Origin of the sequence: Lactobacillus sp. RTP31084st1_F9_RTP31084_210423, assembly GCF_040919545.1 — a bacterium.
In the GTDB taxonomy this organism is placed as follows: Bacteria; Bacillota; Bacilli; order Lactobacillales; family Lactobacillaceae; genus Lactobacillus; species Lactobacillus paragasseri.
This window is the reverse complement of the sequence record NZ_JBCOVH010000002.1, coordinates 356,479-368,868: the sequence shown is the minus strand read 5'-3', so window position 1 is coordinate 368,868 and position 12,390 is coordinate 356,479. Positions and strand designations below refer to the sequence as shown.

Sequence of the window (12,390 nt, the reverse complement as noted above, 5' to 3'; positions counted from 1 at the left end):
GTAGTTTTTAAAAAGCACGAGGTAAATTAGATGAGCAATTACTTTAGTATGGAAGCCTTCGATTATGATGACATCCAACTTGTACCTAATAAATGCATTATCAAGAGCCGTAAAGAGGCCGATACAAGCGTAAAATTTGGAAGCCGAACATTTAAAATCCCGGTTGTTCCAGCAAACATGGAGAGCGTAATTGATGATGATTTAGCTATTTGGTTAGCGGAAAACGGCTACTACTATGTAATGCACCGTTTTTATCCAGAAAAGCGCGCTGACTTTATTAAAATGATGCATGATAAAGGCTTATTTGCTTCAATTTCTGTTGGGATTAAAGATAGCGAATACGATTTTATCGACTATTTGGCTAAAGAAAAGATCATCCCTGAATATATTACAATCGACGTAGCTCACGGGCATTCAGATTATGTAATTAAGATGATTAAATACATTAAAGATAAGTTGCCCGATACATTTTTAACAGCTGGCAACATTGCAACTCCTGAAGCAGTTCGTGAATTAGAAAATGCTGGAGCTGATGCAACTAAAGTCGGCGTAGGCCCGGGACGCGCCTGCATCACTAAGTTAAAAACTGGTTTTGGTACAGGTGGTTGGCAATTAGCAGCACTTAGAATGTGTTCAAAAGCAGCTAGAAAGCCGTTGATTGCTGACGGTGGTATTCGTCATAATGGTGACATTGCCAAGTCTGTTCGCTTTGGCGCTTCAATGGTAATGATTGGATCTCTATTTGCAGGACATGAAGAATCTCCTGGCAACTTAATTACAATTGATGGCAAGAGATATAAGCAATATTGGGGTTCAGCTTCTGAAGTTCAAAAAGGAGCCTACCGCAATGTTGAAGGAAAGCAAATGTTAGTTCCTTATCGTGGCTCTATTAAAGATACCTTGCGTGAAATGCAGGAAGATTTACAGTCTTCTATTTCATACGCTGGCGGTAAAGACTTGAGTGCAATTCGAGTAGTAGATTATGTTATTGTAAAATCTTCCATTTTTGATGGCGATAAATAAAATTTAAATCATGAGAACCGAAGTATTCATATTAAGTGGATACTTCGGTTTTTATATTCATTCAATTTTCATACAAAAAATCATCTTCTTTTTGCGTACTTATTTATATAGAGACTAACTTTTTCTCTATATATTTTTAGAAAGTTGATTTAGTATGAAAATTTCCATTCCAAATCTTTTGTACCATGGCAGTGACGTTATTGTAGAAAAACCATATATTCATGCGGGAAAACCAAGACATGACTTCGGTAAAGGCTTTTACTTAACTACAGATATTAATCAAGCGGCAAAATGGAGCAAACATAAAATAAAAATTAATTCTTCAAAATTAAAACAAAATCCGTACAACATTTTAATTTCTAAATATGTATTTGATACAAACCAATTCTATTCATTTAGAGTCAAAATATTTGATCATGTAAGCGAAGATTGGCTAAACTATATCATAAAAAATAGAAAGAATATCGATTTTGCTTTAAATACAGATTATGATCTAGTTATAGGTCCTGTAGTTGATGGAGCAAATTCCTGGGAAGCATTGGCACTATATTCTAATGGTACAATATCTTTTGAGAAAGCTATATCTCGTCTTAAACCAGAAAATTTAACTGGCCAATGGGCCTTTAAAACTCAAAATTCAATTAACTGTTTAAAATATGGAGGTGTCTTTTATGAAGAAAAATAAATACGTAACCGAATCATTTATTAATGCAATTACTAAGGAAGTCAGTATTTTAATTGCTGCAAATGATCATATGTCGATCGAAAAAGCTGAAAATTTATTTAAAGAATCAAAAGTCTATAATTTTCTATGTTTTCCACCGGATTATTTTTATGAAGAAGATCCACAATATTTCTATGAAATGTATGAAAACTTAGAGCATAAAGGACTAATGGTCGACAACAATCAACTTTATTTAATGCAAAATCCTCAACTATATAAGTTACCAACAGATTAATACTGATAAAAACAACGATGGCGCACAGCTATCGTTATTTTTATTAGTTTAACTTCTAATTGATGTAAACTAAATTAAGCAAGTACTTTTTAGAAAGCTGGCGAAAAAATTGATTAAAACTGCCAAGCAAGTCTTAGCTAAGCCGTTTACATCAAACTTCTTCTTTATCTTCTTACAGGGAATTATCATCGGGATCATAACTGGATTAATTGTCGGTACCTTTAGGTGGATTATCGACCACACAATGAAGTTCTTATTCTTTATCTATCCCCTAATGCGGCAAAAACCGATCTACTTAGTTCCTTACATCATTGCAACTTTGTCAATCGTTCTAATTCTAGGAAAAATTATTAAACCCGTTCTAAGTAATATTACTGGTTCCGGTGTGCCGCAAGTTGAAGCTGTGATGCTTAACGAAAATAAAATGAACTGGTGGAGCATTCTCTGGCGCAAGTTTGTTGGTAGCTTGCTAGCTATTTGTCCCGGTCTATTCTTAGGACGAGAAGGTCCTTGTATTCAAATGGGCGCAATGGTTGGTCAGGCCTTTGGTGAAAATCTCTTCCATGCTGATCCAGATGACCTTAAAAGACTCCAGGGATGCGGAATAGCTGCTGGATTAAGTGCTGCCTTTTCTGCACCGCTAGCTGGTGTCTTCTTCCTAGTAGAAGAAATAACCTTTAACTTCACTCCCAAAGAAGTCCTGACTGCCTTAGCTGCTGCCATGTCATCTGACTTAATGACGCTTTGCTTCTTTGGCACGCAGCCTTGCCTATATCTTCCTTTAGACAAGTCATTGCCCCTTACTTCTTATTGGTTTGTAGCAATTATTGGTGTAGTCTTAGGCTTACTCGCCTACCTTTATCAATACTGCCTCTTAAGCCTTAAAACAGTCTATGCAAAGATCACCAAAATTCCAGCAATTTATCATAGTGTTATTCCGCTTCTGCTCGTAATTCCAATTGGTTTATGGAATGCTAACCTACTTGGCGGCTCACACGATTTTATTTCAAGTTTATTTGACCCGATTTTTATGAAAAGTATTCAGACTGGAACTTTAAGTCTGATACTATTACCGCTTGTTTGGTTCGTTGTTCGGTTTGTTTTCTCAATGATTTCTTATGGTGCCTCTGTGCCTGGTGGTATTTTTATGCCAATCTTAGTTCTAGGAGCACTTCTAGGCGTTGTATTTGCAGTAATTATGATTCACTTTAACATTGTTCCTAAACGTTGTTACGGGATTATTATCGTTACTTCTATGTGTGCTTATTTTGGTGCTATTGAAAAGGCTCCTTTTACAGCTTTAACACTTTTAACAGAAATGGTTGGATCAGTTGAACAGATTTTTCCAATGCTGATCACCACTTTTATCGCTTACTTTGTGTTAGATCTCTTAGGTGGAAAACCAATTTACGCAGCTCTAAGAATTCAGATGAATTATCACAAGCTATCTAACTTGCCTAAAGTTAAACATGCAGAAGAATAATTCATAAATATTTTCAAAACAAAAGGTGTCGATCATTCAACGCAATAAGCGAAGATGATCAACACCTTTTTATATAGAAATAATAACTTTCTACAAGTTAATTAAAATACTTAATGCTATGCCCCAAATAATGGCATAAACTACAGCTACCATTACTAAGTAAATAACTGCTCCCCAGAATGGGTCGTGAATCATCTTTTCGGTTTCTGGATCTGGGCAGACAACTAAAAGAAATGATCCCAATGCAAATAGTGCGTAGAAAATCCAAACTAAACCTTCTCCAAATCCGAGCAAGCCTGAGCTTAAGCTCAAAATTAAGAAAAAGAATGCACAAATTGCAATCCAGAAGTTCCAGTTAGTTACTTGTGCAACCTTATTGACATACTGCCAAAAGCCACCTGTGTTACCAAACACGAATAAGTGACCAACCATGGAACAAAGAATTGTAATAATCTGAACAACAAATAAAATTACTATTGCCCAGAAAGTTGCACCAGATCCATGATGCACATGTCAAACAGGTTGGCAATGTAATTACCTGCAACAGCTAAACCAATGAATAATACAATATCTTCACCTAATAAGGTAACAACTCCATACCACTTCTCTGCAGGATTGTGGCCTAAAGGATAGCGCCATGATTCTACTAACCAACGCCAATAAGTGTTAGGAGTTTCTTCTTGTGGAGATTGAACTTCATCTTTCATAATAATTCCTCCTCAAGACTATTTATCTTTCGTATTTATTATAGCAACAATTGTTATAAAACGGCAGAATAAGGACTTGCGGAAACATGTTAGTGATAAGAAAAAACAAGCAACGGAGAAATTGCTTGTTTTTAATGAAATGTTAATGTGTCAGTTATTTAAAACTAGAAAATAAAAACATTCTACCAAAAAAGAGCCAAACATCCCCGTTCGACTCTTTTCATAACTATTTTTCTATTTCAACATGCTCTCTGCATATGGCAACTCAAGTGATGGATCTGCATTCAAATTCTCATCGCTAAACTTACCAGCTTTGTACAGGTTATATGCAGCTGCTCCAATCATCGCCGCATTGTCTCCGCAAAGCTTCAAGTCCGGTAAAATCACCTTTGGCTTAATATCAGCAGGTAACTTTTCAATCTCTTCTGCTAATCTATCGCGTAAGCCGTGGTTCGCGGCGACACCGCCGCCTAAGATAAATGTCTTCGGCTTATATTCTTTGATCGCTCTAATTGTCTTGTGGCTCAACACATCAACAACTGAAGCCTGAAAACTAGCAGCTAAATCATACTTATCAAGCTTTTCATGAATTTGATCTGCATGGTGGCAAGTGTTGATAAAGGCACTCTTTAATCCTGAGAATGAAAAATCATAGTCATCATCTTCCATCATTGCACGTGGGAAGTGGAAAGTATCCTTACCCTTATGTGCCCATTCATCAATTGTCTTACCAGCTGGATAATTAACTCCTAAAACACGACCAATCTTGTCATAAGCTTCACCAGCTGCATCATCTCTTGTATCACCCACAATTTCAAAGTGGATCGGATCTTTCATCAAGACAATTTCAGTATGACCACCAGATACTTGCAAGGCAAGTGCTGGATATTCAATTTCATCCTTTAATTGTGCTGCCATAATGTGGCCCATAATGTGGTCAACGCCAATCAATGGAATCCCAGTTGCCATTGAAGCTGCTTTTGCGGCACTAACCCCAATTAACAAAGCTCCAACTAGACCTGGTCCATAGGTAACGGCAATTGCATCAATATCATCCCAAGTAGCGTTTGCTTCAGCTAAAGCTTCCTTAGTAATTTGAGTAATTACTTCAATATGGTGACGACTTGCAACTTCTGGCACTACCCCACCAAAACGTTGGTGGCTTTTAATTTGAGTAGCTACAATTAAGCTTTCAATTTCGCGCCCATTTTTAATTACGGCGGTAGAAGTTTCATCACATGAACTTTCAAATGCTAAAATTCGAATATCTTTTTTTGTCAATTTACTTCTTCCTGTTCTCTATCTGCTATCTTTTTAATCATGCTTACGGCGTCCGCATGTTCAGCCGAATAATAATTTTTCCGAATAAAATTATCCCTAAATCCAATCTTCCGGTACAAGCTCTGCGCATTGTAATTATCGCTTCGCACCTCTAAGGTCATCTGAACAGCATGATTTCTTTGAGCAATTTCAATCATTGTCCTGAGCAAAAATCCACCAATTCCTCTTTTTTGAAAAGCAGGCTTAACAGCAATATTAGTAATATGTCCTTCTTGTGCCTGCATTCTCATCCCGACGAAGCCTACCAAGGTTGAACCCTGATAAACCACAAGATACAAAGAATTGGCATGCTTTTTCAATTCGCTCTTAAAAGAAAATCGACTCCATGGGGTTCTGCCAAAATAAACTTCTTGCTCTAAGCCCAACAAGTCAGCAATATTTTCATCACTTGCCTTCATAATTTGATAAGTTTGATTATCAATTCTCAAAGCAAAAGGCGAAAAACTCAAGTCAATTTCTGCTGGATGAAAAAATAAACTAAACTTCTTCAACATAGTCGCTATCTGGACCAAATGCCTTTCCAGTCTTATTATGCCAATCAATTTCAGCTTGTGTACGTCTTAAGTATTTTGGCACCATCTTATCAGGATCAATTGCTTCCTTATTAAGTGCTAACTTACCAATTTCCCCAGCATGAATTTGATTATCGCCTGCAGCTTGCTTAAAGTTGTCTGACCCTAATAATTCCACAATCTCATCTTGATATTTATCAATTGGACTGCCGACAAAGACAACTTCTTCAGGCAGACCCAATTCTTTAATCTTATTAATTAAATCATCTAAATGATAATGACCATCTGGAACTAAGTTCTCTAGCTTACCATTTACTTTTCTATAAACCCCAGCAAAGAAATTCTTGTTACGAGCATCTAACTCACTTACAATCACTCCGTCATTTACTCCATTAGCTAAAGCAGCCAAAGTTGATACTCCGACTAAATCTTTATTTAAAATAGAAGCAAACATCTTAGCAGTTGTAATTCCAATTCTCAATCCCGTATAAGAACCTGGCCCTTCTGCCACTGCAAAACGATCAATATCTTTTAAGGTAAGATTATTTTCTTTTAGTAATTCAGTAATCAAAGGATCTAAATGCTCGCTATGGTTGCGATGATCCTCTTCATTTTTTTCAACAATTTTATCCCCATCATTCAAAGCTACACTCAAATGATTGGTTGCAGTCGTGATACTTAATATCTTCATTTAAACTCTATCCTTAATACTATCGAAATTACCTTCTTATTTTAACACGTTGAAAAGCATTTAAAATCACGTAAAGTACGACAATTTGAATCCATGGCGTAATTAATTCCTTGAGAATTCTTTGTAAGAAGGCTGCTCGTAAGTCTAGGCCATATAGTAGGTGAAGCCAATAAGTATTCATTAATACATTAACTACTAAAGTGACTAATAAAGTCGCTGCAATAACGCGCCACCATTTAATTGGCTTTTGGTATAAAAATAAGGCATAGATTACCACGCCAACAATAGCTGACAGAGTAAAGCCTGGGAAGAATCCTCCCTCAACTCCAAAAATAGCTGACCGCAATAAATCACTAATTAATGCGCCGATTCCACCCCAAAGTGGACCGAAATAATATCCTAAAAGCGCACTTCCAATAAATCCCAATCCTACTTTTACAGTTGAAGGACCAAAAGAAATTTTTTCTAATACAATATCCATCGCTACAAATAGTGCCAAAGTAACTAAACCTTGCAAATCTATTTTCTTTATTCCCGTCTTCATTGGCATCCCTACCTTCCAAAAAAGCACGACTATACTAACAAGTCATGCTCTTAATTTTCTCTCCAACTAATTTCAGCCAAAGCAGAAATTTCACCTTGATTAGAAATCAAATGATACGACGTAAGCGTATCTTGATCAAGCGTAAGCTCAGATACGGCCTGATCGCCATATTGTACTTCTTTTTTAAATGAAATATCGACACTTTTAGCAGTATGAGAATTCAAAAATTCTCTTGGTAAAGTATCAATCATCCAATCAAAATAAACACTATTAGTTAAATGATGATTTGTATCTAAATCATAGTAACGAACCGCATATGTCTTACTCGATTCATAATCCTTCAAAGGACGTAATCTCTTAAAACGTGGCATATGTTTCAAGTATGGATTTCCAAACTTTTCCATCATTTGACTATCTGCTTCAGTAATTTTTCGATTTTTTAGATCTAAAATCACCCATTGGCTTTTGACATCTACTATCTTTTTGTTAGTAGAGTCTATTATACCAAAATCTCTATATTCAAAAAAGCGATTATAACCGCTACCGTTTGTTGTAACGGTAATTTTTTCACCAGCTTCAGGAAGACGCTCAAGATCAAGATGGTATTCAACTACCACCCAGCCTAAGTTTTGTTTTAATAAATCATGAATCCCAGCATTGCCTTGAGTTAATTGATCATTTGAAACTTTCATAAAATGTTCAATTAATTTAGGAAGCTGAATTTTCCCCGTTTCATCACAGTCGCCATAAGTAACCTGATGTTCTTCTTTAAAAATCTTTTCCATTAGCGATCACCACGCAATTAATTTTGATGATATTTATCATAGAGCTCATTCTTTGATACTTTATTAGCCTTAGCGACTAACTTAATAGCATCCTTTTTACTTTCACCAGCTTCAACTCGATCAGCCACTTGCTTGATTAGCTCATCCCAAGAAAGTTGCTTTTCTTTCTCATCATTTGGTGAAACCAAAACTACGAACTCGCCTCGAGGATCATTCTTAGTGAAGTATTCATTAATTTCACTAATTGTACCTCTTAAATATTCCTCATGAATCTTCGTTAGTTCACGAGCTAACACAATTTTTCTATCTGGTTTAATTACTTCAGCCAAGGTCTTTAAAGTCTTCTTTAAACGATGAGGTGCTTCATAGAAAATTGAAGTTGCACGTGCCTGATTCATCATCTCAAAATATACTTTTTGCTCACTACTCTTACGCGGTAAAAAGCCATAATAGGTAAATGGTTGAGCATCAAAGCCAGATGCAATTAAAGCTGTCGCAAAAGCTGAAGGTCCTGGAAGCGAAACAACCGGGATATCATTTTTGATACATTCTTGGACCAAAATATAACCAGGATCGGAAATAACCGGCATCCCAGCATCAGAAATTTCGGCAATCGTATTTCCTTCTTTAAGCAATTTAATTAATTCTGGCGCACGTTCTTTAGAATTATACTTATGAAAAGAAATCATCCTATTATGAACGCCAATTTTTTCAAGTAAGATTCCGCTGGTTCTAGTATCTTCAGCAGCAATATAATCAGCTTCAGTTAGAATCCTCTTCGCCCTTAAAGTAATATCTTCTAAATTGCCAATTGGTGTAGGGACAAGGTAAAGATGCCCCTTATCTTTTTCATTAAAACTACTTTGCGCTTGCATCTTTTATCCCCTATTTTTTTGTCCGTGATTTACGAAATTATCTAAAATATCTAAGCAAAACATGCAATCTTCACCAGATTCACGGTGAGAGCCATAATACATGTTGCAAATATGATAGCCAGAATCGTAAATATTACGTAGTGATTTTAGACCAGCTTGGGACTTACTTTCTGCTGGTTCTTTGTTAGCGTCTAATTTACTAATTTTTTCTCTTAATAGTTGATTTTCAACTTTTAATTCTGTATTTTCTTTCAATACTTCAAGCATGTCATTTTCCAGACCGGCAACAGTTTTTGTCATTGCCTGAAGATTTTGCTGTAATTGTGACAATTGTGAAAATGGATCCACTCAAAAACACCTACCGTTCAAAACTCAATACTAAATAATCTAACGTATTGTGGAAACTAACATTACTAGCTCGCATCTTATCAGCAGTCATCAACAACTCCAATAAGAATGCACTTTTCCTTAACTTTTCACCAGCTGTTAGACTCTTCATCGCTAAAGTCTTAAGTTGATAAAAAACAAATTTTTGACTTGCTGGCTTTGTAGCAAGACCGCTAATCTGGCTCACGCGTACCAGTGCTAAATCATTCTGCTCTAATAACTCTTGGAACAAATACTTACTTTCTTCTTCAAGCTTAGCCGTATCGCCTAGATCATCAATTTCTTCATCAGTTAAGCCATATTCAAGCAACTGCGCTCTCTTACTATCAATTTTTTCATCAGAGAAATTAAGAATCTGCGTTCTAGACTTAACTGTTGGCAAGATTTGATTTTCATTATTGGTTATCAAAATCGTAACTACAGGTGCTACCGGCTCTTCTAATAAGTTAAGCAAAGCATTACTTGCAGCTAAAGTTAGCTTTTCAGCATTTTCAATGATAAAAAAACGTCGCTTGCCTTCAACAGGACTTTTTGCCAATTCTTCTTTCAAAGGACGAATTTGATCAATTGAAAGCGTCTGTTTTCCTTCTAGTTTTACTAAAAAGGCATCAGGATGATTGCCATCTAAAATTCTTTGGCAATTATTGCACGTCCCATCAGGCTTATTTTCTCCTGTACAATTAAAAAGACATGCCAGCCAATAAGCTGTATTAAGTCCTTTTTTTTGCATTGGATCGACAAACAAATAACTGTGGGCAACTTTTTTATTTAAATATGCATCCCTTAAAAGATCAGTCTGCTTTTGACCTATATTTTTTAAATCAATCATTAAAAGTGCTTAAATTCCTCAACTGGTAATACAAAGACCGTTGCTCCGCCTACAGTAACTTGGACAGGCTTACCTAGCATTGAAGTTCCCGCTGCATCCATATTCATATTAGAAACATACTGCTCTCTAGTGTGGGAACTCTTTTTGATAATTTCTAATACTTCATTTACTCGGTCATCTTCAATCCCAACAATAAAAGTTGTATTTCCTGCCTTTAAAAAGCCGCCGCTTGTAGCTAATTTTGTTGCACGCACATTATTTTGAATAAATTCTCTTGCCAATGCATCCGCGTCTTTATCTTGTACAATTGCTAAAACGAGTTTCATTCTTACCAAATCCTTACATAAAAATATCAGGTAATTGCTTTCTTATTATTTTAACACTATTAGCCGCAACTTCCTCGATTGGCAAATTAGCATCCACCTTTTTAATTCTATCAGGATATCGTTTTAACAAGTCTGTATATCCGGCATAAACTTTTTTGTGGAAAGCTAATTTTTCTTGTTCAAGTCGATCTTCTTGCCCTGCTCGTTCCTTTTCAATTCTAGCCAAGCCAGTTGCAGGATCTAAGTCTAAAAAGATCGTCAAATCAGGCTCAAGACCGCCAGTTCCAAAATCATTAATTTGCTTTACTTCTTCAACGCCTAAATCTCTGCCAACACCTTGGTATGCTAAAGAACTATCGATAAATCTATCAGATAAAACAATTTTTCCAGCTGCCAAAGCTGGGCGAATAACTTCACTAACATGCTGACTTCTTTGAGCTGCATAAAGAAGAGCTTCAGTTCGATCATCCATTTCCTTATTTGCTGGATCTAAAATAATTGTTCTAATATTTTCAGAAATCTTTGATCCACCAGGTTCACGTGTAATAATCGTCTTTTTCTGTATTTCTTTTGGCAACTGCTTGATAAGCTCGTTGATAACTGTGGTTTTTCCTGCCCCATCTGGGCCTTCAAATGTAATTAAATATCCTTTCATGTCTACCCCCAATTGGCATTGTACTGTAAAAGAAAAAAGAAAGACAGACTTGTTTTTTTCAGATTATTTATTTTTCCACAAAAAAAGTCCACCACTGGTGGACTACATTATCTAGTAATCACGCTTGATGAGCTACTAGATTTAGTGTTTCTTCTTCTTGCTTCTTCATACAAAAAAATAAATTTTGCATGTAGAATTTTATTTAAAACGCGATTATCAAATGAATAATCAATTGTTGTCTGATCAAAAACTTTTTGTTCTGCAAGTTGTCTTTGTAATTGAGCAACTACTTTTAATAGTCGTTCATCGCCTGCTTTTTTAACTTTATGCCTTTTTCCAATCATAGATCTGTTCTCCCTTGAACAGCGCGCTTCAAAGTAATTGAGTTTGCATATTCAATATCGCTACCTACAGCTAACCCTGCAGCTAGGCGCGTCACTTTCAAGCCGGCTGGTTTGATTAGCTTAGCTAAGTACATTGCAGTTGCTTCACCTTCTGGACTAGAATTTAAAGCCAAAATAACTTCTTTAACTTCATCTTGCTTTTGCAGTCTAGTAATCAGGCTCTTAATATTAATTTCTTCTGGGCCAACACCATCCATTGGGGACAGAACACCATGTAAAACATGGTATAAACCGTTATATTCACCCATTTCTTCAAAAGCCATTACATCTTTTAGCTGCTCTACCACCATAATTGTTGAACGATCACGATTTGCATCTCGGCAAATTTCACATGGTTCGCTCTCGGTAATATTTCCACAAATAGAACAAGAGTGAAGATTTTCTTTTACCTGCATTAATGACTTGGAAAAGTCTTCCACATCATCTTCAGGCATGTCCATTGTGTAAAAAGCTAACCGCGTTGCTGTTTTTTCACCAATACCAGGCAACTTCATATAATTATCAATTAAACGTGCAATTGGTAATGGATATTGCATAATTACATCAAACCTTTAGTGTATTTTCCCATTGATGCTTGAGTAGCATCATCGACTGCCTTAATTCCTTTATTAACAGCATCAATAACTAAATCTTGAAGCATATCTGGATCATCTGGATCAATTGCTTCCTTATCAATCTTTAAGTCTTTTAATTGACGGTCACCACTAAAAGTTGCTACTACCATATCATCAGCAGACTTGCCAACAAATTCTTGAGTAGCTAAATTTGCTTGTTCAGCTTCCATTTGTTGTTGCATCTTTTTAGCTTGCTTAATTAAGCCTTGCATGTTGCCCATACCCATACCACCAAAATTAGGTCTTCTACTCATT

At 36.0% G+C, this 12,390-nt stretch carries 19 protein-coding genes; 4 read left to right on the top strand and 15 right to left on the bottom strand.

Features of this window, described 5'->3' with window-relative positions:
- The first annotated feature begins 30 nt into the window (after positions 1-30).
- The 4 genes from AB5359_RS07160 (at position 31) to AB5359_RS07145 (ending at position 3,465) form a co-directional block, all read left to right on the top strand.
- Positions 31-1,023 carry a GMP reductase gene (locus AB5359_RS07160; RefSeq protein ID WP_024273020.1) on the top strand — a complete coding sequence of 331 codons (993 nt, stop codon included), beginning with the start codon at positions 31-33 and terminating at the stop codon, positions 1,021-1,023.
- A gap of 154 nt (positions 1,024-1,177) precedes the next feature.
- Positions 1,178-1,708: a DUF3990 domain-containing protein gene (locus AB5359_RS07155; protein WP_048685683.1), complete on the top strand. Its 531-nt coding sequence runs from the start codon at positions 1,178-1,180 to the stop codon at positions 1,706-1,708.
- Positions 1,695-1,982, top strand: a complete 288-nt coding sequence (locus AB5359_RS07150; protein WP_003649392.1) for a hypothetical protein — start codon at positions 1,695-1,697, stop codon at positions 1,980-1,982. The genes AB5359_RS07155 and AB5359_RS07150 overlap by 14 nt, the downstream gene beginning before the upstream one ends.
- 109 nt (positions 1,983-2,091) lie before the next feature.
- Positions 2,092-3,465, top strand: coding sequence for a ClC family H(+)/Cl(-) exchange transporter (locus tag AB5359_RS07145; protein ID WP_048685681.1), 1,374 nt, complete (start codon positions 2,092-2,094; stop codon positions 3,463-3,465).
- A gap of 90 nt (positions 3,466-3,555) precedes the next feature.
- On the opposite strand, the gene AB5359_RS07140 is transcribed toward AB5359_RS07145, so the two are convergent.
- The 15 genes from AB5359_RS07140 to AB5359_RS07070 all read right to left on the bottom strand — a co-directional run bounded on the left by AB5359_RS07140 (position 3,556) and on the right by AB5359_RS07070 (position 12,389).
- Positions 3,556-3,975 carry a hypothetical protein gene (locus tag AB5359_RS07140; protein WP_232001024.1) on the bottom strand — a complete coding sequence of 140 codons (420 nt, stop codon included), beginning with the start codon at positions 3,973-3,975 and terminating at the stop codon, positions 3,556-3,558.
- Complete coding sequence (locus AB5359_RS07135; protein WP_232001023.1) at positions 3,939-4,172, bottom strand: hypothetical protein; 234 nt, start codon at positions 4,170-4,172, stop codon at positions 3,939-3,941. The genes AB5359_RS07140 and AB5359_RS07135 overlap by 37 nt, the downstream gene beginning before the upstream one ends.
- 234 nt (positions 4,173-4,406) lie before the next feature.
- The gene (tsaD, locus tag AB5359_RS07130) at positions 4,407-5,453 is read right to left on the bottom strand and encodes a tRNA (adenosine(37)-N6)-threonylcarbamoyltransferase complex transferase subunit TsaD (protein ID WP_048685678.1); all 1,047 of its coding nucleotides are present in this window, start codon (positions 5,451-5,453) and stop codon (positions 4,407-4,409) included.
- A complete protein-coding gene (gene rimI / locus AB5359_RS07125) occupies positions 5,450-6,007 on the bottom strand; it encodes a ribosomal protein S18-alanine N-acetyltransferase (RefSeq protein WP_048685676.1) in 558 nt (185 codons plus the stop codon). The genes tsaD and rimI overlap by 4 nt, the downstream gene beginning before the upstream one ends.
- Positions 5,991-6,716 (bottom strand): tRNA (adenosine(37)-N6)-threonylcarbamoyltransferase complex dimerization subunit type 1 TsaB, encoded by a 726-nt coding sequence (tsaB, locus tag AB5359_RS07120; RefSeq protein WP_048685674.1) that lies wholly within the window; start codon positions 6,714-6,716, stop codon positions 5,991-5,993. Before tsaB ends, rimI begins: the two co-directional genes overlap by 17 nt.
- Positions 6,717-6,744: 28 nt before the next feature.
- Positions 6,745-7,260 carry a folate family ECF transporter S component gene (locus tag AB5359_RS07115; RefSeq protein ID WP_024273019.1) on the bottom strand — a complete coding sequence of 172 codons (516 nt, stop codon included), beginning with the start codon at positions 7,258-7,260 and terminating at the stop codon, positions 6,745-6,747.
- A gap of 50 nt (positions 7,261-7,310) precedes the next feature.
- A complete protein-coding gene (locus AB5359_RS07110) occupies positions 7,311-8,045 on the bottom strand; it encodes an acyl-[acyl-carrier-protein] thioesterase (RefSeq protein WP_020807798.1) in 735 nt (244 codons plus the stop codon).
- Positions 8,046-8,062: 17 nt separating this feature from the next.
- The gene (gene rsmI / locus AB5359_RS07105) at positions 8,063-8,920 is read right to left on the bottom strand and encodes a 16S rRNA (cytidine(1402)-2'-O)-methyltransferase (RefSeq protein ID WP_048685672.1); all 858 of its coding nucleotides are present in this window, start codon (positions 8,918-8,920) and stop codon (positions 8,063-8,065) included.
- Positions 8,921-8,923: 3 nt separating this feature from the next.
- Positions 8,924-9,268, bottom strand: coding sequence for a DNA replication initiation control protein YabA (gene yabA, locus AB5359_RS07100; RefSeq protein ID WP_003649401.1), 345 nt, complete (start codon positions 9,266-9,268; stop codon positions 8,924-8,926).
- A gap of 10 nt (positions 9,269-9,278) precedes the next feature.
- Positions 9,279-10,136 carry a DNA polymerase III subunit gene (locus AB5359_RS07095; protein WP_077410143.1) on the bottom strand — a complete coding sequence of 286 codons (858 nt, stop codon included), beginning with the start codon at positions 10,134-10,136 and terminating at the stop codon, positions 9,279-9,281.
- On the bottom strand, positions 10,136-10,462 hold the full coding sequence (locus tag AB5359_RS07090; RefSeq protein ID WP_003649403.1) for a cyclic-di-AMP receptor: 327 nt from the start codon (positions 10,460-10,462) through the stop codon (positions 10,136-10,138). Before AB5359_RS07090 ends, AB5359_RS07095 begins: the two co-directional genes overlap by 1 nt.
- Before the next feature lie 13 nt (positions 10,463-10,475).
- Entirely contained in the window at positions 10,476-11,117 is a 642-nt protein-coding gene (tmk, locus tag AB5359_RS07085) for a dTMP kinase (protein ID WP_048685668.1), read from the bottom strand.
- Between the two features lie 107 nt (positions 11,118-11,224).
- Positions 11,225-11,461 (bottom strand): YaaL family protein, encoded by a 237-nt coding sequence (locus AB5359_RS07080; RefSeq protein WP_003647758.1) that lies wholly within the window; start codon positions 11,459-11,461, stop codon positions 11,225-11,227.
- Entirely contained in the window at positions 11,458-12,057 is a 600-nt protein-coding gene (gene recR / locus AB5359_RS07075; protein WP_368279876.1) for a recombination mediator RecR, read from the bottom strand. Before recR ends, AB5359_RS07080 begins: the two co-directional genes overlap by 4 nt.
- Positions 12,058-12,059: 2 nt before the next feature.
- The gene (locus tag AB5359_RS07070; protein WP_003647760.1) at positions 12,060-12,389 is read right to left on the bottom strand and encodes a YbaB/EbfC family nucleoid-associated protein; all 330 of its coding nucleotides are present in this window, start codon (positions 12,387-12,389) and stop codon (positions 12,060-12,062) included.
- Between the last annotated feature and the right edge of the window lies 1 nt (position 12,390).